Here is a 15496-nt window from a genome sequence, read left to right on the forward strand (position 1 = left end):
TTATATATTTGCTTGGCATTCAGTAAGATTTTTTGACAGGAGCTCCATATTATGAATAAGTGTGCCATTTTTTTCACGTGTATCATAATAAATACGTAAGATCTTGGATGCTTGTAATGAAAAATTATATTTAGAGCTCATTTTATGATCTTTATAAATACCCTCAATCTTAAAAACTTCTCTTTTTATATCATCTTGTTTTTGAACTTGGTATATATCAAACTCCATGAGCTTGATTTCCTCGCTTAATTTTTTAACTGTTTCAGACGTTTGTTTTTCTATCTCTATAACCTCTTCAAATTCGGCAATAGATGCTAATAGTTTTTGATTATCTGCTATGGGAATTTTTAACATTAACTTTGTTAAAATAATGTATAAAATACTTGCTACTAAAGCAAATAGCAAGAAAAACTTCACGCTTCTCCAAAAAGATTCTTTGAAATTTTGTAATACCATATTACTTATTTTTCTTTTCTTGTTCTTCTATATATTTTTCTTTACACCTTTCTAGTAATTCTTCTAGATAGATGTATTTTTCATCACCCTCTTTATAAGTGTCTAAATCACCTTGAATAGCTTTTATTACACTAACCATTTCTCCATAAATAACAAATTCCTCACTATCTTCTTCCTCTATACCTTGTACAACTCTATCGCGCACATTAGATACTAAGTCTTGGAATTTTTTATGCTGACCAAGGTTTCTATTTTTATTATTCATTTGATATAGACGCTTGATAATCTCTTCTATTTCGTATGATAATGCTGCTTTTTTTCTAAAAGCATCAGAATATCTTGTGTATTTTTTTTCTAATACATCTACGCCCTGTTTACCTGTTTTAATGGTCATAAAACCAGTTACAAACATGATAACTATCATCATACTAAATACAAGAATAAATTGGAGTAAGCCTGCTTTACGCTCTTTATAATTTAATGGTTTCATAAATAAATATTAATCAATTATAGACCATGAATTCCCTTTTTTTACTTCTCTAGGGGCTACTTTGTCTTCGCTAATTACAATGTTATCTTTACGCATACCTATGTATTCTAAGTCGCTCATTTTTTTCCATAAACGCTCTAGAATGGTCATAAAATAATCTAGCTTAACAATGGCTTCATTAATATCCAGGTGATCATAATCTAAATTTATAACATCTCCTATCATGGCTTCAAAAACCGATGGTTTAATATCAATCCATTCGTAATAATATTGAAGTAATTTTTCGCGATCTTCTTCTTCTAAAATGGCTAATTCTGTGGAAATATAATTCCCCAAAACAGAAATACTTTGCACTAGAAAAATAGGTGGTTTTTCTTCACCTGTTTGTGTATATTTAAAAATATAATCACTTACATAATCCATAACTTTTAAGCATAACTTGAAAGTGTTTTTTGCGAGTTTATTATTTTGAAACTTATGTCTGTTTTTATTATTAATAACAAGCGAATGGTTTCTCAGGTTAACTAATACATCGCTTACTTTTTCATGAAATGCAAGTAACGTAGTATGGTACTTAATTTTTGAAATAGGTGGTAAGTAACTTTCATCTATAACAAAAGCACCGTTTTTCCATTGAATTTTCCCAACCATAAGGTAATGCTTCTCTAAAAAACTAGTATTAAACTGGCTTTTAGACATAATATGCAAATCTATTTTAGGAAGCGCGTACGGGTGGTGCAGCGGAATACTTTCTGGATCTGGTTCTCCAACAGGCACATATTTAAATGGGTTTATACTAAGTACCACTAAAAAGTCTAAATTAGAGTTTACATCTATATTTTTAGACTCTATGGTTGCAGTTGGTTCATCTCCGCCATACATATCACTATTAAATAACACTCTACAGCCCTTTTTAGTAATGGCATTACAGTATTTTAATCGTACAACAAGGCGTTCTTCTGTGTTTACGTCTACAGATAGTTTAATAGATTCATTATGTCCTGTATGTGCTCCTAATAAACCATAGTTGTAGGTTGTTAAATGAATGGCTGCATAATCTTGCATTGCATCCAAATTATGAAAATCACTTTCTATAAAATGATCCTTATTAATCTTTACGCCGTCGGTCCAATTAATTAAAAAATGAGGCTTATCCATGGTATTTCTATTTTTCTTGAGTTGCTGTTGTTTTTGCTTCTGCTTCTGCTTCTGCTTCTGCTTCTGCTGCTTTATCGTTTTGTATTACTCTGCGAGCATAAATTATCATTTTATTTTTTATGTTGTTTTTAACTACATTCTCGTTAAAATCTAGCATCCTTATAAACAAAGGAAATGGCAGCCACTTGTTCGTGTAAAAAATCCACCCATAGTCTTCTTTATCATTTTCAAGTTCTATAACATCGTTTGGAAATCGAATATTTTGATCTTCTACAAACCTATTAAACCATTTACCAATAGTAATATCTTCTGGCATTTTTACAGAAAACGACGCATAGAGATTTGAATTTATATTTCGTTTTACTTTTATGGTGACTTGCATTAACCTAAAGGTGTCTATATTATCCCAATATTCTTGATCTTTTTCATCATTTTCACCTCTCCAAAGCTTATAAAATGCTGTTGGTATGCTTACAAATTTTTCTTTTGAAAAAGTATAAAAAACGGGAATAAAGAACCACAATGTATTGCACATGGCCCATACACCATAATTAAGTTTTGATAGCCAAGTAAAAACTAAATAGTATATCCAAGCTCCTAAAACAACACTAATAAAATAGCTAAATAAGAGAAGCCATTTTTCTTTCTTAAAACCTATAACTTTAAATAGTTCTGTTTTCGAAAAAAGGTTAAAACAATAGCCTAATAGAAGATATATTGTGGTTGATATAATTAATCCTCCCCAGACAAATTCATACTTTAATAATCCTAATAATGAAGGTAAAGCTAAAATGAGCGCCAAAACCAAAATAAAGACAATGAGCTTCTTCATTTTTAATGCCGATTTCCCTTTCCCTATGGATTTCATTATAATCAGCGAGGTTAATACAATAATTGGAGCTAGTAGGTATTTTAAAAAGAAAGCAATTAATGTGCTCATAGTTTATAACTAATTTTTAGTGGGTTTTTAATAAGATTTATGAGGCTACTAAAACGGTGTTATAACCCAAATAGTTTTCTCCTAAAGTAATAGCTGCTTCTTGTTTTGTTTGAAACTTAACTATAATTGATCGGTTGGAAAACACGAAATAGTCTAATATCATTTTTATTATTGTTTTATGTTGGTCAATTGTTTTGTAATCTAAATTTTCGGTAACAATCATAGTGGCTGCCACATCTTCGAACTCACATACTATTGGACCTTGTGTACCAAAATCATGTCCTAAAATACCTTCGCCTAATGCATAAAAAGGAGAATCGACATGTATATGCTTTACATATTCTAATGCTATATCGTACCCCAAAATTTGTTGTAATAAGTTTTCTAACTCTGGCAAGTTTTCTTTATAATTTTCCGACTCGCATAAATTTAAAAACAGCTTATAGTATTGTTCTCTATTAAGCGGAATATCTTTTGCTATAATTTTTTGAGCTAAGCTGAAAAGGAATTTTTTCGAGTCTTTATCTGTAAAAATATTAATATACCTATTGGTAAGCTTTACTTTTTTCTCGAATAATTCAGTATCAAAAGGAATAAAAAAATGAATGTTTTCTTCTTCTATTTTTCTGTTTTTTCTAATGGCCTCTACAACCTCAGCATTACTCATCGAGGGGCTACTAATAACTAAAGGGTGAAAAAAAGATTCTGGTAACTGGTGATATATACTGTTTCTGCTTAAATGGATAAATACGGCTTCTTTAATCTCATCGTTTACCACATAGTTATAGCCGGAAAAATCTATAACATCTTTTGAGAAGGCACGACTGTTCATACCATGATTTTTTACCCAAAATTTCTTGTCGCTATTATCACCAAGAATAAATTGCATTTCATTATAAAACACTTCGCCAATAAAACTGGTTATTTCACTCTTTTTTATTACCTCTAGATTTTCCATTTTGTTTTATTTTTAATTCTTTCTTACCTCTCTTATTTTGTTATAATATTTTAATCTAGTTCTGGATAATCAAAATCTTCATCTTGCACAATTTTACCTGTAATTCCATCTATACCAACATGTCTTAAACCTGTTTAATCCTCTTTACCATAGGTTACTCCCCAAAACGGATGCCCTTCTACCACATCTCGTATTATTCGTAAATGATAATTATACCTCGTTTTTTTATGAAAGACAAAATATCTTCCCATGTATATTTATAAGGTGCATCGTAATCTGTCTCTTTTATTAAATTTCCTTCTTCGTCATATTCTTTCCATATACCTTTTTCAAAATCATTAGGAAAAAATTCTCCTGTTAATTTCAACCTCCCATTTCTATAAAACTTATTGTATATATAGAAATATACATTTTAGGTTTTATCGTTTCTTCATATCCAAATTGCCACTCTCCTTGCTCAACTACAGTACTATCTTTAGTAATAAAAACATATTAATACTACTTTCACTTAACTTTTTTTTGTTTAGATATTACTCCATTTACTAGTATTTTGTATTTCTCAATATTTGAAAAACGAGACTTTTCTTCTCCTTCATAATAATATTTTATGTATATATTGTAATTCTTATCAATGTAGAAAAACTTTGTTTTTGCTGTAATTCCATCACTAAAATCATAATACAAATTCATTTCACTTATAATCTCTTCGTTTTTATTTATTACAACTAAATCTTTTCTATCTATTAAAACAACATTCCCATCATAATCGTAAACCGACGATCCCCCTTTAAAAATCATAGCTTTAAAATCATTTTCTAAATTGAACATCTTTACTAAATCAAAAAAAGAATATTCATTTATAGATTGTAAAGCGAATCTATCATCTTCATTTAAATTATCTGCTTCGTTTGGCTTATAAAAAGAACCATATTTAGAAGTCTTAATTTGTTTTAAATTAAAATTTTCAACTTTGTTTATTGAATCATAATAATGAAACACTTTTTTTAAGAAATTACCTTTACTTTTTATAGAGTCATTTAAATTGTAAAAAAGCAATTTAGATCCTATTGGCAATTCATTAGCTAACGTATCATAATTAATAACCTCTTCGTTATTTATTATCGTTAAGTTTTTATTCTGTTTACACCCAATGAATAACAAAACTAAAACGACATAAATATGTTTATAAAATTTCATAATTCTTTTTATTTATAATTAGGACTTAATCCTCCTGAATGTAAATGATTATTATGCAACTTACCTCCATCGGATGTATGAGAGAACACTTTTTTTCCTGAGCCTCTGAGTTGTGATAGAAAACCAAATTTATGCATAGCATTTATAAATTTTTGCTCCATAATATCATCCAGATAACTTGTATCAACACTTTGTCCATTAATATGACTAATACTAGGATAAGAAGTACCATCTTCTTCGCATGCTCCTCCTGATTTAATACTATATCCAACCTCTGCTAATGCCCCAATAAAACAAGCTAAATGCTCTGGACCACAATACCTTCTCGCTGTACGAGTAAAACTAAAAGATATAGAGTTATCTCCAATATTTTTATTTAAACTACTTGGCATTTTTACTATAAATTTTTTATTACTTCCTTTTTTATAAGTAACCAACCTATAGTTTGTTTTTTTATCTGGATTATAAAACTTTCCATAAGTTCTAATAGTTCCATCTGAATAAGTATACTTTTTCCTGCTAGAGTCGTGATCATAAACTACAGTTTTGTTTTTGTCAAATCCAACCTTTACTTCATGTTCTATTTTTTTGTCATCAGAAACACCTTTTAAACGCTCATCAATTTCTAGTAAGTCGCATGTACAAATATTATATTCTTTATCATTTTCAGCATTATAAACATAGCTAACTTTTTCAGCATTTTTCAAATCAACTTTACTTATTGTTCCATCATGATATATATGTATCGTTTTTGAATTTGTGACTTCAAACCAAGTTCCTTCTTCATTTAAAAAATGATTAGGTATAGTACTATCGTCCTTTTCCTTTTTATATCCTTTATATAATATGTACTCCGATTTAAAATTCGATATAGAATTTTCGCTATGTACATCAACTAATAAAAAAAGCATTGCTTTTTTTGTTCCAGCACACTCCAAACCATTATTCCAAGCTTTTTGATCAGCTGCCGTTTTAGGTTGTAACTTTACTTTTACAATAGCCCAATCTTTAAAATCATCTTTATTACTAACCTCTTCCTCTTTACAGTAATTACCTACTTTTTCTTGTATTTTAGTTACTTCTTGACTGTCTTGTTGTACTGTTAGTGGTGCGTCTTTTTTTGCTAAAACATCTTCTTGACCTTGTAAAATATTTATAAGAACAGTTTCTTCTTCTAGATGTTTTGTTTCTACAATAATATAAACGTCTTCTCCAATAGTTGCTTTATTAAGTTTTACAAACTTTACTTCTACACCTTTTTTCTCTTTAATAGTAACTTTTACAGTTTCTCCAACTTGTAAATATTTGGTATTTTTAGTTCGTTTAACATCTTTTACACTTACTTTATATTTATTAGCTATCTTACTTAGTGTTTCTCCTTTAGCTGTTACATGATCTTTTATTATAGTTTTATACTGAGCCTTTTCTTCTCGTTTTGCAAAGTATGCTTTACTTACCTCTTGTTGCCTAGGCTTTAATGGAGGACAAGAAGCTCTTACACTAGGATCTTCTGTTAAATATACTATTGGCATAGTTTAATGATTTTGAGCTATTACCGTTAATCTTTCTTTTTGGATATCATTATTTATAGTAATATTCTTTAAAATATCATTTTCTAAAACCTGTTCTTTATAAATAAAATCCTTTTTTTTATCACTTAAATCTATAGTTGTTTTTTTACCTAAAATATTTTGCGATTTTATTACAATATATATTTCTGTTCCTATAACTGGATTATAGATTACTTTCCCATTCAAATCTTCGTAATAAACATCTGATATTATAATGTTACTATTTTGAGTTTGTTTATATACTGTTTCCTCTCCTTCTGGAACAAAGCTAACATTCCAACGTTTTACTAGTAGGGCTCCATAATCTTGTATAGCAGCAGATATTACAAACTCCACCTGCATAGGTTTTTCGCCATCGTTATGGAAGGTTTCTTTATAAGCTATTAAATGAGAATCTTTAATTATCCAGATTTTTGTTGGCGGATAATCGTAACCATTATCGTAGAAATGGATTTCGCCATCTTGCATTTTATCTACTTCTTCCCAGGTATTATCTTCACTTTCTTTGGTCATCCAACGCAGAAAAATATCGTCGTCTGCTTGCGAAATAAAACGACCTGTTATTAAACCACCCATTACTTCGCTTTTTGGCTTTCCGTTATCTCTAGTTTTTCTATTGTATTTAGTTTTTACATAGAATAACTCGCGTTCTTGACCGTTTATATATAATTTTGCTAATGTCATTTATATTTAATTCTTATTCCGCGAAAGCGAGTATTAAATGTTGCATAGTTAAATACGATAGTTATTAATTACTTTTTAATTAACCTTCTCCCAAGCTAAACTCTCATCTTTATAATCCAGCCGCACACTATCGCCTTCAATAATGTTTTGAGCTACAATCATTCTAGAAACAATTTTTTTAATATAGGTTCTTATTACACCTGCAATTGGTCTTGCTCCATATTTTTCGGAGTATCCTTTTTTAGATAAATAACTAAGTGCATCTTCGGTAAGGCTTAAATCTATATTTTTTTGTTGCAATAGTTGTTTTTGTAAATTATTTAGGTGCAATCCAAAAATAAGTTCTGCTACTTTTTCGTGTATTGGTGCAAATGGTACAACTTCTGTTAAACGTCCTAAAAATTCTGGTCTAAAGTTTTTACTCATAATATCTATGAGTTGATTAGACGATGGTATTTTTCCTGCGCGCATTTGTTCTGCTACCCAGTCGCTACCAATGTTGGATGTGAAAATAATAATGGCGTTAGAAAAATCGCCTTCTCTTCCTAGTTTGTCATGTATTTGCCCTTCGTCCATAATTTGAAGAAAGACATCGTAAACCGAGCTGTGTGCTTTTTCTATCTCATCAAACAAGACTACAGAGTATGGTTTTTGGCGTATTTTATTTACTAGCATTCCACCTTCTTCGTAACCTACATAACCTGGAGGTGCTCCATATAATAAGGCTGCCGAATGTTCTTCTTTAAACTCAGACATATCGAAACGAATCATTGCGTTTTCATCATCAAATAGTAACTCTGCTAACGATTTGGTAAGTTCTGTTTTTCCTGTTCCCGTTGGGCCTAAAAAGAAAAAGGAACCTATTGGCTGTTTTGGATTGCTTAACCCACTTCGTGCTTCTATAATAGCATCAGATAGTGTTTTAATGGCATGATTTTGCCCTTTTACGCGTTCTTCTAGTTTTTCTTCTATATTAAGCAGGCGCTCTTTCTCTTCGGCTTGTATTTTACCTATTGGTATACCTGTAACGCTTGCTACAATTGCTGTAACTTCGTTTTCGGTTACTTCCTTTATTGGAGTTTCTGTTAAACCATTAATTTCTTTTAAATAAGCTTCTATAATTTTAAATAATGCTTCGGGTTCTGCTTGGCTATCTATATCGTAATTTGTTGTAATTTTACTTAAAACAACAGGGCTTATTTGGTCTAAAATAAGCTTGTATAAATATTTTAACTGCACTAAAGCATCATTAGCTTTTAGGTTAACTGCTTTTAGTTTTTTTAAAATTGTTTCACAATTTTTAGCTGTATTATCGTTACTCATTTTTACAGCTGCCATGGTTTTATCTAATAAACTTATGGCTTCATGCGGTAATTTACTTTCTTTAAAATATCGTTTTGAAAATTGTACAGATTCGTCTATGGCTTGTTCAGAAATTTTCAATTCATAATGCGCAGTTAATTTTATTCTATGGTTTTCCATACACTGCTTAAGTAGCAATGGCTCTAATTCTTCAAGCTGAATAACATCTAATTTTCTATTTATAGGATGTTTTTCTATTGTTTTTCTATAAGCATCTCCTGTTATAGTTGCTATTAGCCTAACTTTGCCTTCATTAAGCTCTGATGCTATTAAATTAATAACGGCGTTTGAGGTTTGGTTGCCTTCTGTAAGCGTATGTATATCGTCTATTACTAATATACAGTTGTTTATTTTTTGAATTTTATCAAAAATATCGCTCAGCTTTTTTGCAACCTCACTTGGTGTTGCACTATTAGCAAGCAGTTTTGAGGTATTTAACCCAATAACACTAATTTCGCCATGCTGTGGGTTTGTGCTATTCCATAAATGATATATTAATGCATTAAGAAATCCGGTTTTACCAACGCCAGAATCTCCAATAATAAGCATTCCGCTATTTTCTTGACGTTCTAAATTTTCTAGAGTATGGCGAATTTCTTTATCTCTTCCTACTATAATTTCCCCCTCATCACTATAATCTGCAGTTAGTAAATTTTTACAAAAATTTATGCCTTGAAGGGTTTCTTCTGTGGTTTCGTTTTCAACAAACTTATAATTTTGTGGGGCATTGTATTGGTCTAGAAAATCTTGCTCACTTACCATTATAGTTTCTAGCTGTTTATTATCATAAACCACGCCTTCTCTAACTATGGCTGTAAACACGCAAACGGCATCAATATAATCTGTTCCTAATTTTAGTTTAGAGCGTTCTGCTTCGTCAAAAACTCTTGTGACTTCACTATCTGGAATTATGCTTTCGTCGTTTTTTTCTGGTATATACGATTCTTTTCTTACTTCAAACCATTCTTGTATATAATCTACATCTTTCCCCATGCTTCTCATAATATCCTCTAAGCCTGTTGGCTCTAAAAGAAGTGCAAGTGCTAAATGGGCAACACCATAAGTAAGATGTTGTTCTTTATGTGCCATAGATTTGGCTAGTCTTACTGCCGAGACTAAGCTTGGACTAAAAATTTCCTCCATAAATTAATGTATTGATACTGAGTAAGGTAAATTATGTACTGATTTTTGTTCTAATTCTTTTTGTAGCGAGTAACCTAGCCTTTTTTTGTTTTCGCTTGTATGTAGCTTATCACTAGTTAAGTGGATATTTACATGAGTTGTTCTTACTAAGCCTCCTTTTTTATGAAGCGAAATACCAACTCCAGATTTAACCTCGATATGGTCTACCGTTTTTCCTATACTTTTCCTTACAAATTCTTTAATATCTTCTGATGAAATAATTCTGTCTTTTGAAAGTAAGCCATAACGTAGGTTACTTATTTTTTCTTTAGCATCATTTTTAATACTTCCACCTACGGTATCTGTTTGTAATCGTATACTTTGCGGAATAAGCTCGCTGGTTTGAAATTGCCCTAAAACTCTATTTTTGGGTATACCATTGGCAGAATCTGCATCTGTAGTCCAAAATTGATATTCTAGATTAACAGAATCTTCGTAAGGTATTGTTAGTAAATATTGTCTATCACTTCTATTAAATATATTTTTATAGCCAACATTTACTTTACGCTCAATAATATCTAGTTTTTCATTAAGATCTTCTAAATAAGCATTAAGTAAATCGTATCCTATAGCCGAAAAAGAACTTCCTTCTTCTCTAACGGTTTGTATAACCTGCTCTAAAACGGCTTTTGCATTTCTTTCGTCAAATTGTTCTAATTCACCAAAGTATAATGAGAAGCTTCCTTTTAAATTATTAATATCGTTTCTTAACGTGTTTTTATAAATACGCCCTTCGTTATCAAAAATTGTTTCTATATTTAAAAAGTGCTCATTTAAGGTTCTTAACGATGCTATTTTTCCGTTTCTCTTAATACTATGTTGTTTATATTGTAATTTCCTGTTTACAATAGGAAAGGTATTCATCGTTATATCCAGCTTGTCTAACTCGGTAGGATTAAACGCTACTGGAAATTCAACTTTTATCCAAAATAGATCGCTATTAAATTCTTCTATATCTTCATCGAAGAAATACGATTCAAATTTTTCGGAAACCTTAAGCTTAGCTTTTTCATTATCTAACTCTACATTATATAAGTAGTTTTGATAATAACGCATCACATCTTCAAAATAATGCTCTTTTGTAGGACTAACGCTATCGGCAAGTGTATTATGTTTTAACGCTTTACCTTCGGCATCAAAAAACTTTAATAATTTTAAATACCTATCAATATCCGAATCTCTAAGTATTAATGCTAATGGCAATTCTTTAATACCTTTTAAAAGTTCACTATCTATATCAATACCCAGCCACAAGGTATAATTATCTATTCTTTTGTCTCCTTTAGCATTTACTTCTAATAGTTCTCTTCCTTTTTTATCAAAAAAATGAGCTGATTTATTTTTAGCTATACATGCAACATGTCCATTTATAAGTTTATGCGTAAGTAATGGTGTAAAAAACAAATCCATGTATTGATCTCCTTGAACCATTTTCTGAACATAGAATTGTGTGTTTCTTGTAACCTCTAAAAATTTATTTGAAGGTACTGCGCGCAACAAGGCATGAGAAGGTAATGGTAATGACCAACTTTCTTTTACTAAAATTTTTGAAATACGTTCTAGTAATTTTGCATCAGATATTTTTATGTCTTGTTCAATCTTTGCAAACTCATAACTAAAAACATCTAATAATAGTTCTATTATAGGATCTATAAGTTCTACCTCTTCAATGCCCCAAAGTTCCATGGCTTTTTCTACCATGTTCTCCTTTATAATTTGGTGTTTATTTGCCATGTTTATTGTGATAACGGACTTATATATAATACTGTATTAAAATGAAATGGAAGATCTTGATAAATAATTTTACCAGTAACAAAAATATCTGCCTTTCTTCTAATATCTCTTCGGCGTCTTAGGCTTGACTCTTTTTCAAATTCGCTCAAGTTTACAGTAACATCTACATCGTAAAGTCTTTTTTCGTAAAGATTTATTGTTTTTAAAAGTGATTGTTTAACATCTTCTTCCCATTCGTAGACTTTTACCAATTGGTTAAACTCTAATTCCCAAATATCCGAACCAAAATCTGGTCGTCCAGCAACCTCTCCATATCGGCTTGTAATTTGCATCATTATAGATTGTGCTATCGATTCTTCTAAAGAACATGAAGAAGAATCTTTTCCTTTTATGAGAGAAGAAAAGTTTATAGGTAATTTTATGTATTTCAATTTCAATGCTTTTTGGGTAAATACACCAATTTTTAGATAAATAAAGGACTCTTAATTAAGAAAACAAAACAAAATTAGAACTCTTTTTCTAAAAAAAAACGAAGTTAAATAAAAATTATAATGTTTTAAAAGCTTACTTATCACGCAATACACTAATTACCAAATACTTAATACAATTCTTAATATTTTGTAGCTCTTTTATTTTATTTTTATACTTTAGTAAAAAAAATCAAACAATAAATATAATATCTTATGTCAATGTACAATTATGGAATTGGAGGTAATGAAGTTAAGCTTGATTCAAGCGAATCAATATCTGATATTCCTTCAAACAGAACACTGTTAGTTCAAAAACTTACAAACGAACCACCAGTGACCCCCGAAGCTATTCATAACTTAAAAACTGTTGAAGAAGTTTTTGAAAAATTTGCACCAAAAGTAAAACTTGAATTTCAAGATGAAAATGGAGCCGATGTGAAAGAAGAAATGAGCTTTAAAAATCTAGGCGATTTTGGAGCGAAATCTATTAAATCTAATAGTGATTTTTTAAACAAACTCAATATTGAAAAAGAGCAGAATATAAAAATTTCTAGACAGCTGTCGTCTAATAGAGCGCTTAAAAAAGCACTTGAAAACACAGACACAAAAGCTGCTATTATAGAATTATTAGAAGCGTCTTTAAAAGAAATTGAATCATCACAAAAATAGAAAAAACATGGCTACACAAGCACAAGCTATAGCAAAAAATAAAGAACAAAAACAAGTAGAGGCATCTAAAAGTATTGATGCTTTAGCAGAATACGGAGGGTTTTCTTTTGTTGAGAACATTATAGATGGTTTTTCTAACTTAAATCCTAAAAGAAAAGCTAGACGTAATATTTTCTTAAATGATGAGCAATGGGAAAATGAAAGAAAAAATTTAACAAACCGTCTTAAGGTTTGGTTAGAAATTCTTAAAAGTGAAAAGGATATTACAGCAATGCGAGATATTGCTAAAGATAAATCGACTAAGGCTGAAGAGGTTTTAAATACTAACATATTAAAAGCACTTAAAACAACTGAAGAATTAGAACGTTCTTACAGATCTGTAGCACTTTTTTATAAAAACACAGAGTCTGATAAAGTTAAGAATGTAACTATTCTTAATGCAGATTTAGATCAAGTAAAGGATTTAGATAATACGCTTTTTATCGATTACGTATCTAACGAGCTTAAACAAAACTTTGATAGATTAGATTTACGTAACAATTACGGTATTGTAGCTGTTCCTGGTTATTTAGGATCTAATGCTGTATTAGATAAATGGTCTAAAATTGCTCATGAAAATAAGGCTGTTTTAGTTACAGATTTTCAAGATTTAGAGACTCCAGACGATGTTGTTGATATTTTCTTTAACGCAAACCATACGGGGGCAGATATCCATAAAGCTAATACTTTAATGACTTGTAACTGGTTACTAGGTCGTAAAAAAGAAGATGCTGTTGGAGAAGAAAGCGATTTATTTGTACCGCCTTCTACAGCATTAGCTGGAAAAATTTATAGCACATTAATGTCTCAAGTTGTTGCCGGTAAAAAGTTTGGTGGTATTAACGAAGTAGAAAGTGTACGTTTTGATTTAAAGAAAAGTGAAATTTCTGAACTTGAAAAAATGGGATTAGTTCCTATGGTAAACGAGTACAGTAAAGTTATGGCATTTTCGGCAAAAACGTTATTTAATGGTGATAACTTAGGGCTACAAACATACTCTGTAGTTCGTGTATTCGACCATATTACTAAAGTGCTTTTTGATTTCTTAAACCGTAAAGCTTTTGAAAACTGGACAACTAGAACAGAAGCCGATTTACGTAGCCAAATCGTTAAGTTTTTAGATGGTATTCAAGGTCCTTCTAAATTAATTGAGCGTTTTAAAGTGGTAAAAATCGAGCAAGATCCTAACCAAAAGGATAGAGTACTTTTAGATATCCATATTACACCATATTTCCCTGCAAAAAGTTTTGTAATTCAATTAGATGGTCACAAAGGTGATGGTCCTGAAAATGCTATATGGAATAGTGAATATGTACAACAAAACTAAATAGTTTTACATTTTATAAAACGTATTAATTTAAGGGTTAGATTTTTTCTAACCCTTTTTTGTTTTTATAATCTGTTAGATTTTTAATTTTTGTGTGGTGAAAATTTAAGAATACTTCGCATTGGTTGGTGTTTAGGCTAAAATTATAGCTATAACTACTTGGTTAACAAGGGAACTAATACTTTTTACACGGCAAGACCTTGCAAATAAAAACCAGTAACTTCTACACCATCTTTTTGTAAATACTAATACGAGGTTTATGTTATTAAAAGGCCTTACCTAAATTAGTACCACTGGCATTTACCTGTACTTTTATAGCACTGCTGTTTAAATCGTATTCTGAGCCAACTTCTTTTAGACTCATTCCTGATTTTAGAAGCTCTACAATCATCACTTTAAAATCATTTTGATGTTCTCGCTTTACCATAATTCAAATCTATTAATTATGGGCTATATAAAAGTATATCAATAAAAGTAGTTATACCAAAACCTTACCAGTTACGTAGCAAGACATAGTTTTGCAACACATTTAAAATTTAATGGCGTTTCTGAGAGTAAAATTAGTCAGCAAATGGGTCATTCAAGTGAAGCAGTAACTAAAGCTTATTTAGAAGATTTTGGCAGTGACGCTTTAGATGAAGCAATGTCTAAACTCAACTAATTTTTATTATTTCGTAATTTATACGTATATTAGATGTAAATAATACGATTATGATACAGAAAAGAAAACGTAAAGAAATAAGTTTAGATAATGATACTTTAGCCTTGCTACAGATTCAAGCTGAAAAAGAAGGGCGTAAACTAAAAAATTACATGGAGCATATTTTACGAGAAAAAGCAAATAGTTTTGAATTGACGGACGAATACAAGGCTATGATGGATGATATGCTTGACAAACACAAAAAAGGTCAACTAAACTACACACCTTGGGAGAATGTAAAAAAGCAATTACGTCGTAAATAATGACATACCAAATTGATATAACAGACGAAGCTCAATTAAACATTAAAGAGGCTTCCGAGTACTATTTAGAAATTTCTACTTCTCTAAACCATAAGTTTACCGCCGATTTAGTTAAAACAATAGATGAACTAGCAGAAAATCCATTATACCACCAAATAAGATATAAAGGTATTCGTATTGCTCATACTAAAACTTTTCCTTTTGGGATACATTTTTTTATTGATGGTACTACATTACGAGTATTAAAAATTCTTCATCATAAACAATACTATAAATAGACTTTTAAAAAGTGGTTT

General features: G+C 30.2%; 17 protein-coding genes and 1 pseudogene. 5 read left to right on the forward strand and 13 right to left on the reverse strand.

The window, feature by feature from the left end; genetic code table 11:
* The 12 genes from tssO to A8C32_RS00455 all read right to left on the reverse strand — a co-directional run bounded on the left by tssO (window position 1) and on the right by A8C32_RS00455 (window position 12163).
* Window positions 1-456, reverse strand: a complete 456-nt coding sequence (gene tssO / locus A8C32_RS00405) for a type VI secretion system TssO (protein ID WP_069828474.1) — start codon at window positions 454-456, stop codon at window positions 1-3.
* Window position 457: 1 nt separating this feature from the next.
* A complete protein-coding gene (locus A8C32_RS00410; RefSeq protein WP_069828475.1) occupies window positions 458-946 on the reverse strand; it encodes a type VI secretion system TssO in 489 nt (162 codons plus the stop codon).
* Between the two features lie 9 nt (window positions 947-955).
* Complete coding sequence (locus A8C32_RS00415) at window positions 956-2104, reverse strand: hypothetical protein (protein WP_069828476.1); 1149 nt, start codon at window positions 2102-2104, stop codon at window positions 956-958.
* A 7-nt stretch (window positions 2105-2111) separates the two neighbouring features.
* Window positions 2112-3044 carry a TssN family type VI secretion system protein gene (locus A8C32_RS00420; protein WP_069828477.1) on the reverse strand — a complete coding sequence of 311 codons (933 nt, stop codon included), beginning with the start codon at window positions 3042-3044 and terminating at the stop codon, window positions 2112-2114.
* Between the two features lie 37 nt (window positions 3045-3081).
* Window positions 3082-4002, reverse strand: a complete 921-nt coding sequence (locus A8C32_RS00425; RefSeq protein WP_069828478.1) for a hypothetical protein — start codon at window positions 4000-4002, stop codon at window positions 3082-3084.
* 193 nt (window positions 4003-4195) lie between these two features.
* A complete protein-coding gene (locus A8C32_RS20455; RefSeq protein WP_165605766.1) occupies window positions 4196-4369 on the reverse strand; it encodes a hypothetical protein in 174 nt (57 codons plus the stop codon).
* A gap of 137 nt (window positions 4370-4506) precedes the next feature.
* Complete coding sequence (locus A8C32_RS00430; RefSeq protein WP_069828479.1) at window positions 4507-5199, reverse strand: hypothetical protein; 693 nt, start codon at window positions 5197-5199, stop codon at window positions 4507-4509.
* An 8-nt stretch (window positions 5200-5207) separates the two neighbouring features.
* The gene (locus tag A8C32_RS00435; protein ID WP_069828480.1) at window positions 5208-6731 is read right to left on the reverse strand and encodes a LysM peptidoglycan-binding domain-containing protein; all 1524 of its coding nucleotides are present in this window, start codon (window positions 6729-6731) and stop codon (window positions 5208-5210) included.
* A gap of 3 nt (window positions 6732-6734) precedes the next feature.
* On the reverse strand, window positions 6735-7454 hold the full coding sequence (tssD, locus tag A8C32_RS00440) for a type VI secretion system tube protein TssD (protein ID WP_069828481.1): 720 nt from the start codon (window positions 7452-7454) through the stop codon (window positions 6735-6737).
* A gap of 75 nt (window positions 7455-7529) precedes the next feature.
* Window positions 7530-9959: an AAA family ATPase gene (locus A8C32_RS00445; protein WP_069828482.1), complete on the reverse strand. Its 2430-nt coding sequence runs from the start codon at window positions 9957-9959 to the stop codon at window positions 7530-7532.
* A gap of 3 nt (window positions 9960-9962) precedes the next feature.
* Window positions 9963-11732 (reverse strand): type VI secretion system baseplate subunit TssF, encoded by a 1770-nt coding sequence (locus A8C32_RS00450; RefSeq protein WP_069828483.1) that lies wholly within the window; start codon window positions 11730-11732, stop codon window positions 9963-9965.
* Window positions 11733-11734: 2 nt separating this feature from the next.
* Entirely contained in the window at window positions 11735-12163 is a 429-nt protein-coding gene (locus A8C32_RS00455) for a GPW/gp25 family protein (protein WP_069828484.1), read from the reverse strand.
* 252 nt (window positions 12164-12415) lie between these two features.
* Here A8C32_RS00455 and A8C32_RS00460 point away from each other — a divergent pair, with 252 nt between their 5' ends.
* Both A8C32_RS00460 and A8C32_RS00465 read left to right on the forward strand, forming a co-directional pair.
* Entirely contained in the window at window positions 12416-12871 is a 456-nt protein-coding gene (locus A8C32_RS00460) for a hypothetical protein (RefSeq protein WP_069828485.1), read from the forward strand.
* Window positions 12872-12878: 7 nt separating this feature from the next.
* A complete protein-coding gene (locus tag A8C32_RS00465) occupies window positions 12879-14237 on the forward strand; it encodes a DUF5458 family protein (RefSeq protein WP_069828486.1) in 1359 nt (452 codons plus the stop codon).
* A gap of 265 nt (window positions 14238-14502) precedes the next feature.
* Here the strand turns inward: A8C32_RS00465 and A8C32_RS20460 are convergent, their stop codons facing one another.
* A complete protein-coding gene (locus A8C32_RS20460) occupies window positions 14503-14664 on the reverse strand; it encodes a hypothetical protein (RefSeq protein ID WP_165605767.1) in 162 nt (53 codons plus the stop codon).
* A 72-nt stretch (window positions 14665-14736) separates the two neighbouring features.
* Here A8C32_RS20460 and A8C32_RS19630 point away from each other — a divergent pair.
* The 3 genes and pseudogenes from A8C32_RS19630 to A8C32_RS00475 all read left to right on the forward strand — a co-directional run.
* Window positions 14737-14898 (forward strand): annotated as a pseudogene (locus A8C32_RS19630) (site-specific integrase); the annotation flags it as partial.
* Window positions 14899-14948: 50 nt separating this feature from the next.
* Window positions 14949-15200: a hypothetical protein gene (locus A8C32_RS00470; RefSeq protein ID WP_069828487.1), complete on the forward strand. Its 252-nt coding sequence runs from the start codon at window positions 14949-14951 to the stop codon at window positions 15198-15200.
* Complete coding sequence (locus tag A8C32_RS00475; protein WP_069828488.1) at window positions 15200-15478, forward strand: type II toxin-antitoxin system RelE/ParE family toxin; 279 nt, start codon at window positions 15200-15202, stop codon at window positions 15476-15478. Before A8C32_RS00470 ends, A8C32_RS00475 begins: the two co-directional genes overlap by 1 nt.
* The last annotated feature ends 18 nt before the right edge of the window (window positions 15479-15496 follow it).

The organism is Flavivirga aquatica, from assembly GCF_001747085.1.
Lineage (GTDB): Bacteria > Bacteroidota > Bacteroidia > Flavobacteriales > Flavobacteriaceae > Algibacter_C > Algibacter_C aquatica.

Excerpts from the sequence above, each read along its gene's own strand:
- tssO (WP_069828474.1), bottom strand. The coding sequence starts at position 456 with ATGGTATTACAAAATTTCAAAGAATCTTTTTGGAGAAGCGTGAAGTTT.
- A8C32_RS00410 (WP_069828475.1), bottom strand. The coding sequence starts at position 946 with ATGAAACCATTAAATTATAAAGAGCGTAAAGCAGGCTTACTCCAATTT.
- A8C32_RS00415 (WP_069828476.1), bottom strand. The coding sequence starts at position 2,104 with ATGGATAAGCCTCATTTTTTAATTAATTGGACCGACGGCGTAAAGATT.
- A8C32_RS00420 (WP_069828477.1), bottom strand. The coding sequence starts at position 3,044 with ATGAGCACATTAATTGCTTTCTTTTTAAAATACCTACTAGCTCCAATT.
- A8C32_RS00425 (WP_069828478.1), bottom strand. The coding sequence starts at position 4,002 with ATGGAAAATCTAGAGGTAATAAAAAAGAGTGAAATAACCAGTTTTATT.
- A8C32_RS00430 (WP_069828479.1), bottom strand. The coding sequence starts at position 5,199 with ATGAAATTTTATAAACATATTTATGTCGTTTTAGTTTTGTTATTCATT.
- A8C32_RS00435 (WP_069828480.1), bottom strand. The coding sequence starts at position 6,731 with ATGCCAATAGTATATTTAACAGAAGATCCTAGTGTAAGAGCTTCTTGT.
- tssD (WP_069828481.1), bottom strand. The coding sequence starts at position 7,454 with ATGACATTAGCAAAATTATATATAAACGGTCAAGAACGCGAGTTATTC.
- A8C32_RS00445 (WP_069828482.1), bottom strand. The coding sequence starts at position 9,959 with ATGGAGGAAATTTTTAGTCCAAGCTTAGTCTCGGCAGTAAGACTAGCC.
- A8C32_RS00450 (WP_069828483.1), bottom strand. The coding sequence starts at position 11,732 with ATGGCAAATAAACACCAAATTATAAAGGAGAACATGGTAGAAAAAGCC.
- A8C32_RS00460 (WP_069828485.1), top strand. The coding sequence starts at position 12,416 with ATGTCAATGTACAATTATGGAATTGGAGGTAATGAAGTTAAGCTTGAT.
- A8C32_RS00465 (WP_069828486.1), top strand. The coding sequence starts at position 12,879 with ATGGCTACACAAGCACAAGCTATAGCAAAAAATAAAGAACAAAAACAA.
- A8C32_RS20460 (WP_165605767.1), bottom strand. The coding sequence starts at position 14,664 with ATGGTAAAGCGAGAACATCAAAATGATTTTAAAGTGATGATTGTAGAG.
- A8C32_RS00470 (WP_069828487.1), top strand. The coding sequence starts at position 14,949 with ATGATACAGAAAAGAAAACGTAAAGAAATAAGTTTAGATAATGATACT.
- A8C32_RS00475 (WP_069828488.1), top strand. The coding sequence starts at position 15,200 with ATGACATACCAAATTGATATAACAGACGAAGCTCAATTAAACATTAAA.